This window comes from Citrobacter meridianamericanus (assembly GCF_041320245.1).
In the GTDB taxonomy this organism is placed as follows: domain Bacteria; phylum Pseudomonadota; class Gammaproteobacteria; order Enterobacterales; family Enterobacteriaceae; genus Citrobacter; species Citrobacter meridianamericanus.
The window spans coordinates 1,749,289-1,768,895 of sequence record NZ_CP101036.1 but is presented as its reverse complement, the minus strand read 5'-3'; the positions used below and the strand labels follow the sequence as shown (position 1 = coordinate 1,768,895).

20 protein-coding genes are annotated in these 19,607 nt (G+C 54.4%); 3 read left to right on the top strand and 17 right to left on the bottom strand.

Annotation, left to right across the window (positions count from 1 at the left end):
* Positions 1-21: 21 nt before the first annotated feature.
* The 8 genes from cvpA to pdxB all read right to left on the bottom strand — a co-directional run bounded on the left by cvpA (position 22) and on the right by pdxB (position 7,621).
* Complete coding sequence (gene cvpA / locus NMD08_RS08430; RefSeq protein ID WP_005129678.1) at positions 22-510, bottom strand: colicin V production protein; 489 nt, start codon at positions 508-510, stop codon at positions 22-24.
* Between the two features lie 220 nt (positions 511-730).
* Positions 731-1,393, bottom strand: coding sequence for a cell division protein DedD (gene dedD, locus NMD08_RS08425; RefSeq protein WP_187253470.1), 663 nt, complete (start codon positions 1,391-1,393; stop codon positions 731-733).
* Entirely contained in the window at positions 1,383-2,651 is a 1,269-nt protein-coding gene (gene folC / locus NMD08_RS08420) for a bifunctional tetrahydrofolate synthase/dihydrofolate synthase (protein ID WP_151219940.1), read from the bottom strand. The genes dedD and folC overlap by 11 nt, the downstream gene beginning before the upstream one ends.
* A 192-nt stretch (positions 2,652-2,843) precedes the next feature.
* Positions 2,844-3,758 carry an acetyl-CoA carboxylase, carboxyltransferase subunit beta gene (gene accD, locus NMD08_RS08415; protein ID WP_115601722.1) on the bottom strand — a complete coding sequence of 305 codons (915 nt, stop codon included), beginning with the start codon at positions 3,756-3,758 and terminating at the stop codon, positions 2,844-2,846.
* Between the two features lie 149 nt (positions 3,759-3,907).
* Positions 3,908-4,567 (bottom strand): DedA family protein, encoded by a 660-nt coding sequence (locus tag NMD08_RS08410; protein WP_103770339.1) that lies wholly within the window; start codon positions 4,565-4,567, stop codon positions 3,908-3,910.
* 24 nt (positions 4,568-4,591) lie between these two features.
* Positions 4,592-5,404: a tRNA pseudouridine(38-40) synthase TruA gene (gene truA, locus NMD08_RS08405; protein WP_151219941.1), complete on the bottom strand. Its 813-nt coding sequence runs from the start codon at positions 5,402-5,404 to the stop codon at positions 4,592-4,594.
* Positions 5,404-6,417 carry an aspartate-semialdehyde dehydrogenase gene (locus NMD08_RS08400; RefSeq protein WP_187253472.1) on the bottom strand — a complete coding sequence of 338 codons (1,014 nt, stop codon included), beginning with the start codon at positions 6,415-6,417 and terminating at the stop codon, positions 5,404-5,406. Before NMD08_RS08400 ends, truA begins: the two co-directional genes overlap by 1 nt.
* Before the next feature lie 67 nt (positions 6,418-6,484).
* The gene (gene pdxB, locus NMD08_RS08395; RefSeq protein WP_252837791.1) at positions 6,485-7,621 is read right to left on the bottom strand and encodes a 4-phosphoerythronate dehydrogenase PdxB; all 1,137 of its coding nucleotides are present in this window, start codon (positions 7,619-7,621) and stop codon (positions 6,485-6,487) included.
* Between the two features lie 108 nt (positions 7,622-7,729).
* On the opposite strand from pdxB, the gene flk reads away from it, so the two are divergent.
* On the top strand, positions 7,730-8,731 hold the full coding sequence (gene flk / locus NMD08_RS08390) for a flagella biosynthesis regulator Flk (RefSeq protein WP_210904660.1): 1,002 nt from the start codon (positions 7,730-7,732) through the stop codon (positions 8,729-8,731).
* On the opposite strand, the gene NMD08_RS08385 is transcribed toward flk, so the two are convergent.
* Positions 8,728-9,906, bottom strand: coding sequence for an MFS transporter (locus tag NMD08_RS08385; RefSeq protein ID WP_370619960.1), 1,179 nt, complete (start codon positions 9,904-9,906; stop codon positions 8,728-8,730). The two genes, flk and NMD08_RS08385, sit on opposite strands and share 4 nt — an antisense overlap.
* 207 nt (positions 9,907-10,113) lie before the next feature.
* Positions 10,114-11,334 carry a beta-ketoacyl-ACP synthase I gene (gene fabB / locus NMD08_RS08380; RefSeq protein ID WP_046670107.1) on the bottom strand — a complete coding sequence of 407 codons (1,221 nt, stop codon included), beginning with the start codon at positions 11,332-11,334 and terminating at the stop codon, positions 10,114-10,116.
* Positions 11,335-11,493: 159 nt separating this feature from the next.
* On the opposite strand from fabB, the gene mnmC reads away from it, so the two are divergent.
* Entirely contained in the window at positions 11,494-13,494 is a 2,001-nt protein-coding gene (mnmC, locus tag NMD08_RS08375) for a bifunctional tRNA (5-methylaminomethyl-2-thiouridine)(34)-methyltransferase MnmD/FAD-dependent 5-carboxymethylaminomethyl-2-thiouridine(34) oxidoreductase MnmC (RefSeq protein ID WP_278237772.1), read from the top strand.
* Between the two features lie 110 nt (positions 13,495-13,604).
* On the opposite strand, the gene NMD08_RS08370 is transcribed toward mnmC, so the two are convergent.
* The 6 genes from NMD08_RS08370 to prmB are packed head-to-tail and all read right to left on the bottom strand — an operon-like array spanning position 13,605 to position 18,161.
* Entirely contained in the window at positions 13,605-13,883 is a 279-nt protein-coding gene (locus NMD08_RS08370; RefSeq protein ID WP_252837793.1) for a YfcL family protein, read from the bottom strand.
* A gap of 32 nt (positions 13,884-13,915) precedes the next feature.
* Positions 13,916-14,464 carry an elongation factor P hydroxylase gene (locus NMD08_RS08365; RefSeq protein ID WP_151219947.1) on the bottom strand — a complete coding sequence of 183 codons (549 nt, stop codon included), beginning with the start codon at positions 14,462-14,464 and terminating at the stop codon, positions 13,916-13,918.
* Entirely contained in the window at positions 14,464-15,273 is an 810-nt protein-coding gene (locus NMD08_RS08360) for a sulfite exporter TauE/SafE family protein (RefSeq protein WP_187253475.1), read from the bottom strand. The genes NMD08_RS08365 and NMD08_RS08360 overlap by 1 nt, the downstream gene beginning before the upstream one ends.
* Positions 15,273-16,097 carry a penicillin-insensitive murein endopeptidase gene (gene mepA, locus NMD08_RS08355; RefSeq protein WP_370619958.1) on the bottom strand — a complete coding sequence of 275 codons (825 nt, stop codon included), beginning with the start codon at positions 16,095-16,097 and terminating at the stop codon, positions 15,273-15,275. The genes NMD08_RS08360 and mepA overlap by 1 nt, the downstream gene beginning before the upstream one ends.
* A gap of 2 nt (positions 16,098-16,099) precedes the next feature.
* Positions 16,100-17,185, bottom strand: a complete 1,086-nt coding sequence (gene aroC, locus NMD08_RS08350; protein ID WP_043017081.1) for a chorismate synthase — start codon at positions 17,183-17,185, stop codon at positions 16,100-16,102.
* Positions 17,186-17,228: 43 nt separating this feature from the next.
* Entirely contained in the window at positions 17,229-18,161 is a 933-nt protein-coding gene (gene prmB, locus NMD08_RS08345) for a 50S ribosomal protein L3 N(5)-glutamine methyltransferase (RefSeq protein WP_151219949.1), read from the bottom strand.
* A gap of 166 nt (positions 18,162-18,327) precedes the next feature.
* Between prmB and smrB the strand changes: the two genes are divergently transcribed.
* On the top strand, positions 18,328-18,879 hold the full coding sequence (gene smrB, locus NMD08_RS08340) for an endonuclease SmrB (protein ID WP_151219950.1): 552 nt from the start codon (positions 18,328-18,330) through the stop codon (positions 18,877-18,879).
* An 83-nt stretch (positions 18,880-18,962) separates the two neighbouring features.
* Here the strand turns inward: smrB and sixA are convergent, their stop codons facing one another.
* Positions 18,963-19,448 carry a phosphohistidine phosphatase SixA gene (gene sixA, locus NMD08_RS08335; protein ID WP_151219951.1) on the bottom strand — a complete coding sequence of 162 codons (486 nt, stop codon included), beginning with the start codon at positions 19,446-19,448 and terminating at the stop codon, positions 18,963-18,965.
* Positions 19,449-19,607: the final 159 nt, after the last annotated feature.

Sequence of the window (19,607 nt, the reverse complement as noted above, 5' to 3'; positions counted from 1 at the left end):
CGTTCAGCAACAACCCAAAGTTTATACTTTGGGCAAGAAACTTGACGAGCTTTGCAGATAGTCAAAGAACCATCTGATGATGAAACTGAACTGCGGGATCAGCTGCGACTTACTCCAGTCTTCACTTTTCGACAGACCGGTAAACGTATCGAGAAAGAACAAGATGGCGGCGACAATCAGCGCTCCGCGCAGAGCACCGAAGCAGATCCCCAACACTCTGTCGGTTCCCGACAGACCTGTTTTCTCTACCAGTTGGCCTATCACAAAGTTAACGATAGCGCCGACGATAAGTGTCGCGATGAACAGTATCGCGATAGCAATCCCATTTCGAACCAGTTCGTCTTCAAAGCCCGTAAACCAGACAGACAGGTAAGTGTAGTAATGGCTGGCGACAAAGAAAGCACAACCCCAAGTCACCAACGATAATGCTTCACGAACAAAGCCACGGATCAGGCTAACCAGACAGGAAAAACCAATCACCGCGATAATGGCGTAATCAATCCAGACCATATGTGTCCCACGATTTTACGCCCTGTCGTCCTGTTCGGGGCGCATTCTAACAGAAAAAGAAAACGTTTGCGTAGGGATTTCCTTTCCACGCGTAAATAAAAATGGCGCTGAAAAAATCTTCAACGCCATACCGTTTTATGCCTCTTCGGGCACTGCCGGATAGCGGTGAAAACACCGTATCCGGCCAGAATAAGAGCTGCGCCGTAAATAGCGCAATCCCTTAATTAGGGGTGTACCCCATCACGACGCCACTCAGACCAGAGAGCTTCTGCAGCTCGCCCAGCGAGCTCTTCAGCTTATCTTTGGAGGCGTCCGGCCCGACGAGAATGCGGGTTATTTTACCCTGCACCGGCGTTGACGGGGAAGTATATACCCGGAAGCCCGCGCCACGAAGTTTACCCACGATCTCATTGACCTTATCCGCATTTTTCAGCGCCCCGAGCTGTACGACGTACGCCTTGCCGGTTGGCGCTGGCGGTTCTTCAGCGGCCGGTTTAGGTGCTGGGGCCGGTGCAGGCGTCGGAGCGACGGCAACAGGCTGCGGCTTCGGTTTAGGCTTCGGCTGCTCTACGGGCGCAGGGACAGGATCCAACTCTGCGCTGTTGGCCGTCGTCAAACGTGAAGGATCTAAGGATGGCGCGGCAGCATCACCCGCACGCACCTCTTCTGCCGCCCCTTCCGGCGGCTGGGTCGGCAGCGCCTGCGTTGCCGCAGGCATCATGTCTGGTTCATCGCGATCGCCGGGTTTCGGCACCAGAGGGATCGCCGCAAACTCATCCTGATAATGCTTTTTCTGCCCGTCAAGCAACCCGGGGAGCACAATCACTCCCAGCGCGACCAGCACAATTGTGCCGACTAATCGATTCTGAAACTTACTCGCCACCGCTTCTCCCCACGTCTATTACTTCCATGACATGTGCGACAGTGTGAAACGATCCACACACCAACACGGTATCTTCAGGCTTCGCCTCAGCCAGTGCCGCAGACCATGCCTGCGCCACGCTGTCATAGGCGTTGCCTTTGCCCAGATGCTCCAGCAATTGTTCTGCCGTTGCGCCACGCGGCCCTTCCAGGGGCGCACAGTACCAAACGTCAACCACGCTTTTTAACCAGGCTAACGTACCGGCAATGTCTTTATCATGTAGCATACCGATAACCGCAAGTACACGCCCGCTTTTCACTAACTTTTTCAGACGTCCGGTCAGATATTCCGCCGCATGCGGGTTATGGGCAACATCGAAAATCACTCGCGGCGACTCGCTCACAATCTGGAAGCGTCCGGGCAAAATCGCGTGTTTGATGCCGTCACGAATGGCCTGCTCGCTGACTTTTAGCCCGCTTGCGCGCAGCGCGGCCAGTGCGGTAGCAGCGTTAGGTTGGGGAACCTGTGGCAACGGCAGATGCGCCAACGTTCCGTGATTATCCGTAAACGACCAGTCGTTCTCAGTTACCGCATAGCGCCAGTCCACGCTGCAGCGTTGCAAAATTGCCCCGCACTCTTGCGCGACATCCGCGATGGTGTAAGGCATTTCCGGTTCGCCAACGATAGCCGGTTTCTCTGCGCGGAAAATTCCCGCTTTCTCACGACCAATGCTTTCACGATCCGGGCCCAGCCAGTCGGTATGATCAAGCGCAATACTAGTGATCACAGCCACATCAGCATCAACGATATTGGTGGCATCAAGACGCCCGCCCAGCCCCACTTCCAGAATAACGACATCCAATTGCGCCTGTTTAAACAACCAGAGCGCTGATAGCGTACCGTATTCAAAGTAGGTCAGAGAAATGTCGCCACGCGCGTCTTCGATCTCAGCAAACGATGCGGTATGCGCTGATTCCGACAGTTCACGCCCCTGCACGCGCACGCGTTCCGTGTAGCGCACCAGATGCGGCGAACTGTAGACCCCGACTTTATAGCCTGCTGCGGTCAGCACAGATTCCAGCGTACGACAGGTCGTGCCTTTTCCGTTGGTTCCTGCCACCGTAAACACAAATGGCGCGGGTTTCAACACACCCAGTTTGCGCGCCACCTGGCTTACACGCTCAAGGCCCAGATCGATGGTTTTACTGTGCAGGTTTTCCAGATAAGAAAGCCACGACGCCAGGGGCGACGCGGCTTGAGGAATACGTTTATTGTCCATGATGCCTGTAATTTTATTACGTAGAAAAAAGCAAAAGGCAGCGCCAGTTGGCCCTGCCCTTTTTTACTCGTCGTCCTTCAAGCTGCAGGTGTATTGGCTGCTCTCGCTCACCCGAATCACTTGCCTGCGCAAGCTCATCGGGGTTCACTCTCTTGCCGCCTTCCTGCAACTCGAAATCCATAGAGTAAGTTATCAGGCCTCTGATTCCTGATCGGGTACCGGAGGTACCACCTCGCCTTCACGCGGCTCATCCGGATTCGGCGCAGGAAGATTCATCAGCTTCGCCAGAATGCTTGCCAGTTTCAGGCGCATTTCCGGACGGCGGACAATCATATCGATAGCGCCTTTTTCAATCAGGAACTCGCTGCGCTGGAATCCCGGCGGCAGTTTCTCACGTACGGTTTGCTCGATAACACGCGGACCCGCAAAACCAATCAGTGCTTTCGGTTCGGCAATATTGAGATCGCCCAGCATTGCGAAGCTTGCGGAAACACCGCCCATCGTTGGGTCGGTCAGTACAGAAATATACGGTAAACCGCGTTCCTGCATTTTCGCCAGCGCGGCAGAGGTTTTTGCCATCTGCATCAGAGACATCAGTGCTTCCTGCATACGCGCCCCGCCAGAAGCGGAGAAGCAGATCAGCGGACAGTTATCTTCCAGCGCCTGTTCGACGGCACGGACAAAACGCGCGCCGACCACAGAGCCCATGGAGCCGCCCATAAACGCGAACTCGAATGCCGCAGCAACGACCGGCATACCATGCAGCGTGCCTTTCATTACCACCAGCGCATCTTTCTCGCCGGTTTCTTTCTGCGCAGAGGCCAGTCTGTCTTTGTACTTTTTGGAGTCACGAAACTTCAGCACATCTTTCGGCTCAAGTTCGCTACCCAGTTCCACAAGAGAACCTTCATCTAACAGGCTATGCAGGCGATTGCGCGCCGACATGCGCATATGATGGTCACACTTCGGACAGACCTCAAGATTACGTTCCAGCTCAGCACGGTATAAAACCTGACCGCAGCTATCACACTTGGTCCACACCCCTTCAGGAATGCTTGCCTTGCGGGTGGGAGTAATGTTGCTTTTAATTCGTTCAATCCAGCTCATTGGTGACCTTTCTGCCTGAACCCTAGTCAGCTTTGTTATAAGGGGCGCATAATGCCATTTTTGCCCCTAACAGACCATGAATGTTGCACATTAAAACATAACAGCCCGAAACTTTGGATAAAAAAGTGGTCGAACCGCTGAGTTACTTTCTATTTTGCAGCCCGTGACGCAGCACGCTTATGGCGAATCACTTCAATTACGCCCGGCAATACGGAAAGGACAATAATCGCCACAATCAGTAATTTCAGGTTTTCCTGAACGATCGGCAGGTCGCCGAACAGATAACCTGCATAGGTAAACAGCAAGACCCACAGCAGCGCGCCTGCGACGTTATACATCGCAAAATGACGGTAGGACATGTGCCCCATACCGGCAACAAACGGCGCAAATGTCCGTACGATGGGTACGAAACGCGCAAGAATAATAGTTTTACCACCATGACGCTCATAGAACGCATGGGTTTTATCCAAATAGCTGCGACGGAAAATTTTGGAGTTCGGGTTGCTAAATAGTTTTTCACCGAACAACCGGCCAATCGTGTAGTTCACCGCATCGCCCACGATCGCCGCCACAATCATCAATACCACCATCAGATGAACATTAAGATCGTTAGTTGGCAGCGCAGAAAGCGCACCAGCAACAAACAGCAGCGAGTCTCCCGGCAGGAACGGCGTCACCACCAGCCCGGTTTCACAGAACAGGATCAGAAACAGAATCGCGTATACCCAGATACCGTATTCCGCGACCAGCTCCGCCAGGTGCACATCAATGTGCAGGATAAAATCAATAAGAAAGTAAATCAGGTCCATAGTTTTGCCTTTATACGACTCAAATTAGTCCGCCAGAAATAGCGGGCCCATAGGCGGTTTTGGCAGGTCGAACCGTTCCGGGTAATCTACTGCAACCAGATACAGTCCTTCCGCTTTCGCCGTTGCCGCTGCCAGCGTTCTGTCCTTCGCCGCTAACAGTTCTGCTATCCAGCTCTCCGGCTGGTTGTGGGCACCTACTTCCATCAGGCTGCCGACAATATTCCTGACCATATGATGTACAAAGGCATTCGCTTTAATATCCACCACCACATATGCACCGAAACGTTCGACGTTAATGTGCATCACGTTACGCCACGGTGTGCGCGACTGGCACTGTACCGCACGGAACGAGGTAAAATCATTTTCGCCAATCAGACACTGGGCTGCACGATGCATACGCTCAGCGTCCAGCGGTTCATAATAATGGGTTACCCCTTTACCCAAAACCGCAGGGCGCAACCGATGATTGTAGATGATGTAGCGATAACGGCGAGCCGTAGCGCTAAATCTGGCATGAAAATCATCAGGTACAGCTTTCACCCAGCGCACGGCGATGTCACCAGGTAAATTCGCATTTACCCCCAGTGTCCAGGCCGCATCTTTACGCTGAGCAGTGGTTTCAAAATGCACGACCTGCCCAGTGCCATGAACGCCCGCATCCGTGCGACCTGCACAAAAAACATTAATACGTTCATTCGCCACCTGAGAGAGCGCTTTTTCCAGTTTTTCCTGAACACTACGCACTTCGTTCTGGCGCTGCCAGCCATAATATTTGCTGCCGTCGTACTCAATGCCCAGCGCAATTTTATGGGTTGACGGCTGTTGCAGGTCAGACATTAGTACAGGTACTCCTGCACCAGTTTTTCCGCAATTTTCACCGCCATCAACGCACCGCCAAAGCGTACGTTGTCTGCCACAGACCAAAACTGAACCTGCTCCGGCATGCCGTAATCGTTATGCACGCAACCAATGGAAAGGTGCGGAGTACCTGACGCGTCGCCAACCTGGGTCGGGAAATCGGTCTCTTCCGACAACACCACATCTTCGCCGCGTGAAAACGCATCACGAGCTTCTTCCGCCGCCAATGGACGCAGGGCTTCAAAATTCACCATCTGCGCATGGCCATAAAACACCGGGGACTGCACGATGCTGGCGGAGATCAGCAGACCGTCGTCTTGCATAATTTTGCGCACTTCATCAACGATACGACGCTCTTCCCGCACGCTGCCTTCGCGATCGGGCAGCAGCGGCAGCATATTGAACGCCAGCTGACGACCAAAGAAATCATCTTCGTCAATCGGAATGCCATTAAGCAGTTTCGCGCTTTGTCCGGCCAGCGCGTCTACGGCTTTTTTACCGTGAGCGGAAGCCGAAATAATGTTGGTCACCGTAATCCGTGACAGCCCGCCGTCATCAATCAGCGGCTTCAGCGCAGACAGCAACTGGCTGGTCAGGCTGTCAGGGACCGCAATCACATTCCGGTTGCGATAATCCGCCAGCACGAACGGATTAACGTCCGGAACCACCAGCGGAACGTCCGGCTCGAGCGCAAACAGGCCACTGCTGTCGATAACCAGACAACCTGCATTGGTTGCTTCTTCCACCCATGCGGCAGTGGCTTCAACGCCTGCAACAAAAAATGCCAGTTGCGCCTGCGTCCAGTCAAAGTCGGCAACATCCTGAACAATGACCGATTTACCGTTAAAACGCAGATGCTCACCGGCGCTTTCATTACGCGCCAGCGCATAAATTTCACCGACCGGGAACTGGCGTTCAGCCAGCGTATCGAGCAGGGCTTCGCCTACGGCGCCCGTTGCGCCCAGAATGGCAATATTCCAGCCTTCAGACATGGTGATTTACTCCAGAAATACGTAAGCCTCCCTGTCGCATTATTCGACAGGGAGCATTAAGAAGACATTAATGTGCCGGGTGATGAACGGCGTTAAAACCCAGCTTACACAACAAGGCAGCAGCGGTTGCGTCGTCACACATCACATACAAAGACGACCATTCACGGCGCTCAAGATAATTTTTGCGCAGTTTATCAAATTCACCCGGAATTCCAGCGACTTTACGCAGCGGCGCATCATCGCGGCGCACATCATACACTAAATGCGCCAGCCTTTTCAGCGTTGGCTGATCTAACGGACCATGCAGGGTGATACGACCAAACTCCGGCGCAGGTAACAGGGTATTAAGCGCAATGTGCTGTTCGTGTCCAATAAACTTGCTATAGGCCTCAAAGACCTGCGTGGTGCCTCGCGCTTTTCCTTCCAGGGTATATCCGGCAATGTGCGCGGTGCCGATATCAGCTTTTTCAAGCAATGCCACGTTGAGATCCGGCTCCCCTTCCCAAACATCAAGCACGACACTTAACAACTGCCCGGCATTCAATCGGTTCAGCAATGCCGTATTGTCGATCACCGGCCCACGACAGGCATTGATCAGGATGGTACCCGGCTTCAGTCGGCTAATCAGTGCGTCATCAGCGAGATGCAGCGTTTTGTAGGGTCCGTCTTTGAACAGCGGCGTATGGAAAGTCAGCACATCGGCCTGCTCTACCAGTTCGTCCAGCGAGCGGAAATCGCCCTCGTCACCGCGATCGGCCCGCGGCGGATCGCACAGCAACGTGCGGATCCCCAGCGCTTCCAGGCGCGCCTGCAAACGCCCGCCCACGTTGCCCACACCCACAATACCCACGGTACGATCGCGTAACGCGAAGCCGTCGCGCTCCGCCAGCATCAGCAACGCTGAAAAAACATATTCTACGACCGCTATCGCGTTACAACCGGGCGCGGCGGAAAAACCGATCCCAGCCTGCGCAAGCCAGGCGTCATCCACATGATCTGTGCCTGCGGTTGCTGTGCCGACAAATTTAATCGGTTTTCCGCTAAGCAGTGATTCATTTACTTTCGTCACCGAGCGCACCATTAAGGCATCCGCATCATCCAGTTCGGCAACGGGAATCGGACGGCCAGGAACCGCTTTGACCTCCCCCAAACGACTGAACAGTTCGCGGGCATAGGGCATATTTTCATCAACGAGAATTTTCACGTCTTTCGCACCTGTTTGAGAACGAGAGTTAACCGGGCAAGTGTGCCATAATCTCGCCGCCAGGCATACTGCGAGACCTGGTCAGGACAGATTTAAGGAACAGAGATGATGCAGCCCATTTCAGGTACGCCCGCCCGTCCTCCCGGCGAAGGTCAAAATGCCCCTTCCGCTGCGGGTGAACAACCGTTATCCACGCAACAACGTACCGTACTGGAACGATTAATCACCCGTTTGATTTCGCTCACCCAGCAGCAAAACGCCGAGGTGTGGGCAGGAATGAAGCACGATCTGGGCGTTAAAAGTGACACGCCATTGCAGTCACGCCACTTTCCTGCCGCGGAGCAAAACCTGAACCAGCGACTGGAGGTTGCTCAGCAAAATCATGCCAATCGTCAGGCGCTGTCACAGCTCACGGAATTACTTGGTCAGGGAAATAACCGCCAGGCGGTGAGTGATTTTATCCGTCAGCAGTTTGGGCAAACGGCGCTCAGCCAGCTCACGCCAGAGCAGTTAAAGAACGTGCTCACGCTATTGCAGCAGGGGCAGCTTTCAATACCGCAGCCGCAGCAGCGCCCGGCCACCGACCGACCGCTATTACCCGCAGAGCACAATACGCTGAACCAGTTGGTGACTAAACTGGCGGCGGCTACCGGGGAATCCGGCAAGATGATCTGGCAGTCGATGCTGGAGTTGTCTGGCGTAAAAAGCGGTGAGCTGATCCCCGCCAAACAATTTACGCATCTGGTGACCTGGTTACAGGCGCGCCAGACGCTCAGCCTGCAAAGTGCCCCGACGCTACAAACGCTCCAGGCGGCGCTGAAGCTGCCATTAGAGCCGAATGAGCTGACAGCAATAAAAGAGTACGCGCAGCAGACGTATCAGATCCAACCACAATCGATTCTGACCACGGTGCAGGTGCAGGACTTGCTCAATCAAATCTTCCTGCGCCGCGTGGAACGCGAACGCGAGCTCAGCGATCCGCGTTATCCGCAGCCCATTTACAGCCCGTTCGCGCCGATGATTGAAACAGTTAAATCACTGTCGGCGCGACCGGGACTGCTATTTGTTGCGCTGATGCTCGCATTAGCTATTTTCTGGCTGGTCGCTTAACTTTTGCGCAGCGTCAGCAGCGTCACCATAATCCCCACCACGGCAGATATCGCCCCGGCAAGGAATACCGAAGGATAACCGTACGCGGTAGCCAGAACCCCGGCGACCGGGCCGCTTACGCCGTAGGAGATATCCTGAAACGCGGCGTAACCGCCCAGCGCCGTACCGCGAACCTGTGCGGGCACTCGCTTCACCACCTCGACGCCCAATGCCGGGAAAATAAGCGAACATCCGGCCCCGGTTAATGCTGCTCCAAGTAGTGCAACCCAGGCTGTTGGGGCCTGCCACAGCAGAATCAGTCCTGCGGTTTCCACCAGCAAAGAGACAACGGCAACCTTCACGCCGCCGAACCGGTCCGGCATCCAACCAAACAGAATGCGCATCAGCACAAACGCCCCGCCAAACGCGGTCAGGGTAAATCCCGCCATCGTCCAGCCGTTGCTGACAAAATAGAGTGAAATAAATGTACCGATCACCGCAAAGCCCACGCCCTGCAGCGCCAGGCCCAGGCCCGGTTTCCAGATAAGCCCTACCACGCTCCATAGCGAAGGACGCTCTCCTGCATGTGCAGGGACTTTACGCACGGTGCCATTGAATGCCCATGCCAGCAGTGGTAATAGCATCGTGGTTCCTGCCAGCGCCGCAAAGCCAAAGTGGCTGTGGATCAGAAGTCCCAGCGGCGCACCTGCGGCCAACGCGCCGTAAATCGCCATCCCGTTCCAGGACATCACCTTACCCGAACGCGTTGGCCCAACCAGCCCCAGCCCCCAGGTCAGGGTTCCGGTGAGCAACTGGCTTTCGCCAAAACCAAGGATCAAGCGCCCGACAATCAACAATGCAAATTTAACGGGAACAGAGACAGGCAGGAGCGCAGCTAAAAGCCACGCCGCACCTGCCAGCGCACAGGCGAACATCCCCTGTAGCGCCGAACGTTTTGCGCCATATTGATCGGCTAAGCGCCCGGCATAGCCGCGCGTTAATACCGTTGCCAGAAACTGTACGCCGACGGCGATGCCGACCATGGTATTGCCATAGCCCAGTTCCTGGTGCACAAACAGAGGAATGACGGGCAAAGGTAAACCGACCGTCATATAGGTCAGGAAAACCGCAAAAGCGATGCGAAACAGCGAAAAGTTCGCCGAAGGTGTTTTTTCTTGTTGGGTTACAGCAGTCATGCGTTACTCCAAAATGCAGAGTAAGGCGAGGAATGTCCACGCCCCCTCTACCTGACTATCAGGATTAAGGTGCGTTGGATAACGTTAAACGCTTACGCATTATCAAGAGGATAATGTTGAAGCTGGAGTCTGCCTGTAAACCAGAGCGGTTGTCAACGATATAAAAAAGGGAGCCATCAGGCTCCCCTTTTGCATAATCTTTCAGTCTTACGCTTTCAGTTTACGCATAACCAGCGTAGCGTTGGTGCCGCCAAAGCCGAAGCTGTTGGACATCACGGTGGTCAGCGCCTGCTCGGTCGGTTTGGTCACGATGTTCAGACCTGCCGCCTGCTCGTCCAGCTCTTCAATGTTGATGCTTGGCGCAATAAAGCCGTGTTCCAGCATCAGCAGAGAGTAGATAGCTTCCTGTACACCAGCCGCGCCCAGTGAGTGACCGGTCATCGCTTTGGTCGCAGAAATTGCCGGGCTGTTGTCGCCAAACACTTCACGAATTGCGCCCAGCTCTTTCACGTCGCCTACCGGAGTAGAGGTACCGTGGGAGTTCAGGTAGTCGATCGGCGTATCTACGCCGTGCATCGCCATCTGCATGCAACGTACTGCGCCTTCGCCAGACGGAGCAACCATGTCTGCGCCATCGGACGTTGCGCCGTAACCGACGATTTCCGCATAGATGTGCGCGCCACGAGCCAGAGCGTGTTCCAGCTCTTCGACCACGACCATACCGCCGCCGCCTGCAATAACGAAACCATCACGGTGTGCGTCATAGGTACGGGAAGCTTTAGATGGGTCGTCGTTATATTTGGTAGACAGCGCGCCCATTGCGTCGAATTCACACGCCATTTCCCAGCACAGCTCTTCGCCGCCGCCAGCAAAAACGATGTCCTGTTTGCCCAGCTGAATTTGTTCTACTGCGTTGCCGATGCAGTGCGCAGATGTCGCACAGGCAGAGCTGATGGAGTAGTTAACACCGTGGATTTTGAACGGTGTAGCGAGGCAGGCAGAAACGCCTGAAGCCATCGCTTTAGTGACCACATACGGGCCAACCGCTTTCAGGCCACGCGGGCTACGCATTGCGTCAGCGCCGAACACCTGGAAACGCGGGGAACCGCCGCCGGAACCTGCAATCAGGCCAACGCGCGGATTGTTCTGGTAATCTTCTGCAGCCAGGCCGGCATCAGCCACTGCCTGCTCCATTGAAAGGAATGCATAGATGGATGCGTCGCTCATGAAGCGCACTACTTTGCGGTCAATGAGGCCAGTGGTATCCAGTTTTACGTTGCCCCAAACGTGGCTACGCATGCCGGAGTCCTTCAGCTCCTGAGAGAAAGTGATCCCTGAACGTCCTTCACGCAGAGATGCCAGGACTTCCTGCTGGTTATTACCGATGCTGGAAACGATGCCCAAGCCAGTAATCACTGCACGTTTCATTCAATACCTCTGTAAGTCGCACTATTTTAAAGTTTCGAGTGGCACAATAGCGTACACTTGTACGCCGAACAAGTCCGATCAGCCATTTTATGTGGAAATTTGCGCAGCCAGGCACTCATCGCTAAGATCGGGACACAGCCTGCCAGACGAGTAACTTACGTGAAACAATACGCTATACAACCTGCCAACCTTGAATTCAACGCTGAGGGTACACCTGTTTCCCGAGATTTTGACGATGTCTATTTTTCTAATGACAACGGGCTGGAAGAGACACGTTACGTCTTTCTCGGCGGTAACCATCTCGCCCAGCGATTCCCTGTGCATTCACGTCCCCTCTTCGTGGTGGCCGAAAGCGGGTTTGGCACCGGACTTAACTTCCTCACGCTCTGGCAGGCATTTGCCGAATTCCGTGATACCCACCCTGACGCTACCCTGGAAAGATTACATTTCATTAGTTTTGAAAAATTTCCGCTGACCCGTGAAGATCTCACCACAGCCCACCAACACTGGCCAGAACTTGCCCCATGGGCCACGGCGCTGCAAGAACAATGGCCGCTGCCGCTGGCGGGGTGTCATCGTCTGCTACTTGATGATGGGCGCGTCACGCTGGATCTGTGGTTTGGCGATATTAACGAATTAACCAGCAAGCTGGATGACTCTCTGAATCAAAAAGTGGACGCCTGGTTTCTGGACGGTTTCGCACCGGCAAAAAATCCGGATATGTGGACGCCGACGCTGTTTAACGCGATGGCCCGACTGGCGCGTCCCGGCGGCACGCTGGCGACTTTCACCTCGGCAGGATTCGTACGTCGCGGGTTACAGGAAGCCGGATTTACGATGCAAAAATGCAAAGGTTTTGGTCGCAAACGTGAAATGCTTTGTGGCGTAATGGAACAAACTCAGGCGCGGCCTTCTTCAGCCCCCTGGTTTGCACGTACGGGAACAGAGAAGCGCGAAGCCGCCATTATTGGCGGAGGAATAGCCAGTGCATTGCTGTCGCTGGCCTTATTGCGTCGCGGTTGGCAGGTCACGCTCTATTGCGCGGACGATAAACCTGCCGGGGGCGCATCCGGTAATCGCCAGGGCGCACTCTATCCGTTACTCAGCAAGCAAGACGCGGCTATTAATCTCTTTTTCCCCACCGCGTTTACCTTCGCCCGTCGACTGTATGACACCCTTCCCGTTGAGTTTGCGCATGACTGGTGCGGCGTAACGCAACTCGCATGGGATGAGAAAAGTCAGCAAAAAATCGCTCAGATGCTGTCCCTTGAACTGCCCGAACCGCTCGCCGTCGGCGTGAACGCGAAGCAGGTGTTGCAAACTACGGGCGTGGAAACCGAATGCGGTGGGATTCAGTATCCAGCCGGAGGATGGCTGTGCCCGGCGCAGTTGACCACCGCCGTACTGGACTACGCTTCAACTCTGGGATTACGCGCCCGTTATCAACACACGTTGACCTCTCTGACACGCCAGACGTCAGGCTGGCAACTACAGTTTTCTAACGGTGAAATCGCCACTCACGCAGCCGTCGTTCTGGCTAACGGTCACCGCATTAACAGCGTTGAGCAGACGCAAGCTCTACCCGTGTACTCCGTAGGCGGTCAGGTGAGTCATATTCCCACCACGCCAGCACTTTCAGCGCTACGCCAGGTGTTGTGCTATGACGGCTACCTCACGCCGCACAACCCGCAAAACCAGCAGCACTGCATTGGCGCCAGCTATCATCGAGGAAGTGAAGAGACAGCCTTTCGCGAGGACGATCAGCAGCAAAACCGTCAACGCTTAGTCGACTGCTTCCCCAACGCTGCGTGGGCAAAAGAGGTAAACGTTAGTGATAATGCCGCCCGCTGTGGGGTGCGCTGCGCCACGCGCGATCACATACCGATGGTCGGCAACGTCGCGGACTATAACGCCACGCTCAGCCAGTACGCCACGCTTGCTGAAGATAAAGAGCATGCCGTAAGCGCACCGGTGTATTCCGATTTATTTATGCTGGGCGCGCTGGGCTCGCGCGGACTGTGTTCTGCGCCGTTGTGTGCGGAAATTCTGGCTTCGCAAATGAGCGATGAACCTATTCCCATGGATGCCAGCACCCTGGCGGCGCTGAATCCTAATCGTCTGTGGGTCAGGAAGTTATTAAAGGGAAAAGCGGTGAAATAAAACTCACTATTGCCTGATGGCGCTACGCTTATCAGGCCTAAAGACTATGCTTCACTCTGCCAGGCCGGATAAGACGCCTGAGCGTCGCCATCCGGCACACGCAACTGCAATTATTGTTTTGTCGCTTTCTGGAACAGAGTGTCCCACATTTCTTTCACTAACGCCTGGTCACGCGGCGAGAGTTCACCTGCGCTGATGGCTTTTTCCAGGCTGCTGGTCACATTGGCGTACAATGCCTCAGCGGAATGGTCCTCGCCAGCGCCCAGTTCGGCCACGGCCAGCGTCAGGTGTCCACGCAAATAACCACTGGCAAACAACTCATCATCGCTGGCGTGCTCTACCATATCGTCGATTAATACCAGAATGCGTGATTCAAACTCCGCGATCATCTTCTTTCCTCATTGTAAACGTGGCAGCGGCTTCAGTTTAGCGCTTCGGGCCACGGGAATTGTTCCGCCTTAAGTTCAGGCGTGTGATAATAATTCTGTAACGCGTTGATGAAGCGCGCCGGGCGTTCAGGGATCCCCTTCTCCAGGTACTCCATCACCTGAGCATGAACACGGCGCTGGAATAGGACGCGATCCGGTTCAAAGTCCCCTTCCAGGTTGTCGCAACTGACGTTAAACGGGTAGCCCGCCGCCACGCAAAACAACCAGTCAAACGCCTGCGGCTTCACTTCCACATCTTCAAACTGACATTGCGTCTTCGCGTCGCGTCCGTCAGGGCAGTACCAGTAACCGAAGTCAACCAGCTCACGACGCGCCTTTCCCGCGATGCACCAGTGTGAAATTTCGTGTAACGCACTGGCATAATAACCATGCGCAAAAACGATACGGTGATACGGCAATTCCGCATCTGCAGGAAGATAGATCGGTTCATCGTCGCCTTTAATCAGACGGGTATTAAATTCATCGGCAAAGCAGCCGTTAAAAATCTCAATTAACTGTTCGTAGTGATGGGTATTATTCATTAGTTCATCCCCAGCCAGTGGAGAATCTCCTGTCCATGATTATCATAAAGTAGCTTGGCGCTCATCACGGCGGAGACAATGACGATCATCGGCCGAATGAGTTTTTGTCCTTTGCTGAGCACCAGCCGTGAGCCCATCCGTGCGCCAATAAACTGGCCAATAAGCATCACAAAGCCCGTCGCCCAAATCACTTTGCCGCCCAGGGCAAATAACAGCAGCCCACCGATATTCGAGGTGGCATTTAATACTTTGGCGTGGGCCGTCGATTTCGCAAGGTTGTAGCCGCACAGCATGACAAAGGCCAGCGCGTAGAACGACCCCGCCGCCGGACCAAAAAAGCCATCGTAAAAACCGACACAGCCTCCGGCCACCAGCGCGAAAGGCAAACCATGCAATCGACGCTGTCGGTCCTCTTCCCCCACTTTCGGCATTAACAGAAAATAGAGGCCAATACAGATAACCAGAACCGGCAGGATCTGGCGCAGAATATCTGACTGCACATGCTGAACCAATAGCGCGCCGCTCATTGATCCGACAAACGTCATGAAGATATTGAGTTTCTGATCCGCCAGGTTAACCACACCCCGGCGAATAAAATAAAGGGAAGAAGAGATAGACCCGCCACAGGCCTGCAATTTGTTGGTGGCCAGAGCTTGCGCGGGCGGCATCCCGGCCGCCATCAATGCCGGAATGGTGAGTAAACCACCACCTCCGGCCAGAGAATCAATAAAACCTGCCAACATCGCCACAAAAAAAAGCACACCTAACAGCAGTGGCGACACCATAAACAGAGAGACAAAATGATCCATTAGAGTACATGCTCGTCCAGTAGCGCCTGGCAGGAAGGCGGCAACGGCGGCGGTGTCTTCTTCTCAGGCTTGGTGGTTCCAGGTTTCGGAGGTTCGAACCAGCTTTGCAGCTCCGCGCCGCAGCCGTCACCCGGTGGCGGTAACGGTTGATCTTCGCACTCAAGACTGTCAGCAGGACAACGTAACCGGACGTGCATATGCGCACGGTGCTGGAACCACGGTCGCACTTTACGCAACCAGTCCCTGTCGGTCCCTGCATCCAGACAAAGTTGCTGCTTAATCGCCGGATTCACGAAAATACGCGTAACTTCATTATCTCTTGCAGCCAGCCTGATCAGGCTGAAAATCTCCGGCTTCCACAGGGACGGCACAACGCGTTTACCATCCTGCGAGACCAGATCTAACGCCTGAGGCCGCAGCAGCTGTGACCGGGTCCAGCGCGTTTTCGGCAGTTGCAGGAAAATATCCACATCCAGTCCCGTCTGGTGGCTGGCGTGACCGCCATTGAATCGCCCACCGGCCGGCATGCCCATATCACCGATTAACACCGTGCCCAGCCCCAGATTATTGGCCTGATTACTCAAACGCTGGATAAACATCACCAGATCCGGATGACCAAAGTAACGGCGCTGATCGGTGCGCATCACCTGATAGTGTTCTGACTGTACAGGCAGCGTATCTGCGCCAACAATACAGCCATTGGAAAACGCGCCGATCGACTGCGCGCTGCCTGCAATCGGATGGGTAATTTTCTGCCAGGGCGTTGCCGCCAGACAGGCGGTACTGACAAACAGAGCCAGCGCCGCAAGTGCCGTTTTTTTCATTTTTACCAGCGTGGAATATCGGTCTTCACATCCGCATTTTGCGCCCTCTGACGCAACAAGTGATCCATCAACACGATCGCCAGCATTGCTTCAGCGATCGGCACTGCGCGGATCCCAACACACGGATCGTGACGACCTTTAGTGATCATGTCGACTTCTTCACCAAAGCGATTAATGGTGCGTCCAGGAACGGTAATACTGGACGTCGGTTTCAGTGCCATATGAGCAATGATTTGTTGCCCACTGCTGATCCCGCCCAGAATGCCGCCCGCATGGTTGCTCTGGAAACCCTCTTTGGTGATTTCATCGCGGTTCTGACTGCCGCGCAGTGCAACAACGTCAAATCCGTCGCCAATCTCAACGCCCTTAACAGCGTTAATACTCATCAGCGCATGGGCGATATCCGCATCCAGACGGTCGAATACAGGTTCGCCAAGACCCGCAGGTACGCCGCTTGCAACAACGGTCACTTTCGCACCGATGGAGTCGCCCTCTTTCTTCAGTCCGCGCATCAGTTCGTCCAGCGCGTCGAGTTTATCCGGGTCCGGACAAAAGAACGGGTTAAGTTCCACCTGAGACCAGTCTTTGATCTCCAGCGGAATATCGCCCATCTGCGTCAGACAGCCGCGAATTTCAACGCCGAATTTTTCTGCCAGATACTTTTTGGCAATCGCTCCGGCCGCCACGCGCATCGCCGTTTCACGTGCGGATGAACGCCCACCACCACGGTAGTCGCGCAAACCATATTTCTGTTCATAGGTATAGTCGGCATGACCCGGACGGAAAACATCTTTGATCGCGCCGTAATCCTGTGAACGTTGATCGGTATTTTCAATCAGCAAGCCAATGCTGGTGCCGGTGGTAACGCCCTCGAACACGCCGGAGAGGATTTTCACCTGATCCGGCTCACGGCGCTGCGTAGTGTAACGCGAAGTACCTGGACGACGTCTGTCGAGATCGTGCTGCAGGTCAGCTTCTGTCAGAGAAATGCCCGGCGGAACACCATCGACAATACAACCGAGCGCCAGCCCGTGTGATTCGCCGAAGGTGGTTACGCGAAAGAGTTGCCCAATTGTGTTTCCTGCCATCACGGCTCCGTTATGCGTGTTGTGTATGTGCGTGCGCGTGTAATTAGTCTTTATAAATGCTGAAGTGCTCACGAGCAGCAACTAACTGCTCTTTGGTCAGCATGAATACGCCGTCACCGCCGTTGTCGAACTCCAGCCAGGTGAACGGTACATCCGGATATTGCTCTATCAGATGTACCATGCTGTTTCCGACTTCACAAATCAGAATACCGTTATCTGACAGGTAGTCCGGGGCGTTACCCAGAATGCGGCGGGTAAGTTTCAGCCCATCGCTACCGGACGCCAGTCCCAATTCAGGCTCATGGCGGTATTCGTTTGGCAGATCGGACATATCTTCTGCATCGACATACGGTGGATTGGTCACTATCAGGTCATACTGAACCTTCAGCAGATCGCGGAACAGATCGGAACGGATCGGCGTTACGTGATGGATCAGGCCGTGCTCTTCAATATTTTGCTCAGTCACCGCCAGCGCATCAGTGGAAATGTCCACGGCATCGACTTCGGCTTCCGGGAAGGCATAGGCGCAGGCAATGGCAATACAGCCGCTGCCGGTACACATATCGAGGATATGCTGGGGCTGCTCATTAATCAGGCCAGCAAAGCGGTTATTGATAAGCTCGCCGATCGGTGAACGTGGAACCAGCACACGTTCATCAACATAAAATTCATGCCCGCAGAACCAGGCTTTGTTGGTGAGATAAGCCACCGGAATGCGCTCGTTGACGCGGCGAATCACGCGCTCAACAATACGATGGCGCTCGCTGGAGGTCAGACGCGCAGTGCGCATATCTTCTGGAATATCCAGCGGCAAATAAAGCGACGGCAGCACCAGCTGTACGGCCTCGTCCCATGGGTTATCCGTGCCATGGCCATACCAGATATTCGCCGCGCTAAAACGGCTGACCGCCCAACGCAACATGTCCTGAATGGTATGCAGTTCACTCACGGCTTCATCGACGAAAATTTTATCCACGTATTTCTCCAGGGCATGCTCGTATTAATTTCGGCGGCTAGTTTGCCACGAAGGCGGCGATAAATCAGCATTCACGCGGAGCCTGAGCGCGAAAATTGCGTTTTAAGCGATCGGATGCCTGCCGAGTCGGGTTAAACTAAGGGAAAATAAAAGATGAGATGCTCGAATGAAAAAGAAAACATCGCTCAGCGAGGAGGATCAGACGCTGTTTCGCCAGCTGATGACCGGCACGCGTAAAATTAAACAGGACACCATTGTTCACCGGCCTCCACGTAAAAAAATGACCGAGGTTCCGGTTAAAAAGCTGCTGCAGGAGCAGGCGGATGCCAGCCACTATTTCTCAGACGAGTTTCAGCCACTGTTGAATACGGACGGCCCGGTAAGATATCTGCGTGCCGACGTCAGCCATTTCGAACTGAAGAAAATGCGCCGTGGCGATTACTCCCCGGAGCTGTTTCTCGATCTGCACGGGCTGACCCAGCAGCAGGCGAAACAGGAGTTAGGCGCGCTGATTGCCGCCTGCCGTCGTGAGCATGTGTTTTGCGCCTGCGTGATGCACGGCCACGGAAAGCATATTCTTAAGCAGCAAACGCCGCTCTGGCTGGCACAGCATCCGCATGTGATGGCCTTTCATCAGGCACCAAAAGAGTACGGTGGTGACGCCGCGCTGTTGGTGCTGATTGAAGTGGAAGAGTGGCTGCCGCCCGAACTTCCCTGATGCAGGCAAACAGAAAGAGCCGCGTTTGCGGCTCTTTAATTTTCCGGATAGCGGCTGTGCGCCTTGTCAGAATCCAATCTTTATTAAATTGCTTTTGCCATTTTCAGGTTACACGGGCTCATCTGCCAGTTGAATGTCCCCTTCCCGCTCTCATCAAGCGTAACGCTGGCAATCGCTGATGTGGTAAACATCGGTGGAGTTTCGCCAGGGCACAGCTCAGATACCAGGTACCCCACTAAAGGCAAGTGAGAGATAACCAGCGCCGTGGCGATACCCTCATTGGCCAGAGCCTGTAAATAGGCGCTGACCAGACCGACATCGCCGCACGGAGTCAGCTCCGGCAAAACATCCACACCGGTTGGCAGGTTCATACATTCCCCCACCACATCCAGCGTTTGTTCGGCTCGTAGGAACGGGCTCACCAGAACACGTTCGATATCCACTTTTTGACCTTTCAGCCAGTTCGCCATCAGGCGAGATTCGTCACAACCACTGGAGGTTAAGGGACGAACCGAATCACTGGCGGCATCGAGGGCCGCGTCGCCGTGACGCATGATAAAAACTTGCATATTGCACCGCTTTTGTTAACCAGAATCACCAACACCTTTAATCACAGCCCCTATTGGCGGTGGTAACGATGTGGTGGCCGGCATTGTGCCTTATCCATTCACCGAATGAAACGCTGTTTTTTACCTCAACGGCGTAAGTATAGTCAATCTCTGTTTACA